Genomic DNA, 1,191 nt, shown 5'->3' on the forward strand with positions numbered 1-1,191 from the left:
AGCGGCGCGAGCGAGGGATCGGCGGGCGGCGGCGCGGCCTCGCCCGGCAGACGCTCGGCGGGCGGCTCCACCTTGGCATAGCAATCGAACCATCTGGAGAAGAGCCCGGCCTCGGCCGGCGCCGCGCTGGCCAGCAGGGGGAGGAGGAGCGCGATGCGCATCTCAGCGCCCCTGGCAGACATTGTTCTCGCTCGTGTCGAGAAACGGCGCGAACGGGCAGCCGACGAAGCGCAGCCGCACGGATTGGCCGCCAACGCTCACGGCCAGCTGGTCCGACCGGATGGAGGCCGGCGGCAGGCCGATGCTGCCCGACAGCCGCAGCCCGGCATTGTACGTGCCCAGAAACGCGGTCATGTCGTCCTGGTCGATGCCGTCGCCCGACACGCCGATGGCGCCGACCAGTACATTGCCGCGATAGATGGGCACGCCGCCGGGGAAGATCTGCAGGCCATTGGCCAGCCGGTTCTGGCCGCCCGGCGTGTTCGGCAGGAACGTGCACTGGCGGGGATCGCCGCCGCCCAGCACCTGCACCAGGTTCTGCACGATCAGCGCCGATTGCAGCCCGGTGGAGAACGGGGACCAGCCGCTGATGTCGCGCGACAGCGGGCCCGGCGGGCGTCCGGCCTCGCCATCGGGGAAATAGGGGCGGGCGATGTTGCCGATGGCGCGGTTGCTGATCGCGAAGGCGCCTGACAGCACGCCGGCCTGGGGGAAGAAGCTGTTCACCCGGCCAACGAAATCCCGCACATTGGCATCGGGCCCCCCCAGCGCGGTGGTGGCGGCGCCAAGATCGGCGCCCGCCCGCGGCCCGGAGAAGAAGGCGACACTGCGCGCCTTCTGCAGCGCCACATCGGTGCCGAACATCGGCGCATCGGGGGAGCGCACCAGCCCAAGCACGGCGCCGCGCGTATCGACCACCGCGATCGTCTTCTGGCTGCGGCTGTCCAGCGGCTGGCGAATCTGGGCACGGCTGCGCGCCATGATGGTGAAGGCCTCTTCCAGCACGGCCCGCACCTCGGCGGCGGTCAGCGGCTGCGCCACCTCGCCGGCGTCGGTGGCGGCCCTCACCGGATAGCGGTTGGCGCCGCCGCCATCGGAGAGCACGGCGGCATCGGGATGGCTGAACTCGGCCGCCGTTGCCCGCCGCACGCCGCTGGCTTCGCTGCCATAGGCGGCGCCGGCGCTGATGCT

General features: G+C 72.0%; 1 protein-coding gene. It reads right to left on the reverse strand.

Annotation, left to right across the window (positions count from 1 at the left end; all coding sequences use genetic code 11):
• Positions 1-162 precede the first annotated feature (162 nt).
• Positions 163-1,191: heme-binding protein (locus tag GJV64_RS14670; protein WP_164158225.1), on the reverse strand; the 1,029-nt coding region annotated here is incomplete at its 5' end.

Origin of the sequence: Sandarakinorhabdus rubra (assembly GCF_010994245.1) — a bacterium.
Lineage (GTDB): Bacteria > Pseudomonadota > Alphaproteobacteria > Sphingomonadales > Sphingomonadaceae > Sandarakinorhabdus > Sandarakinorhabdus rubra.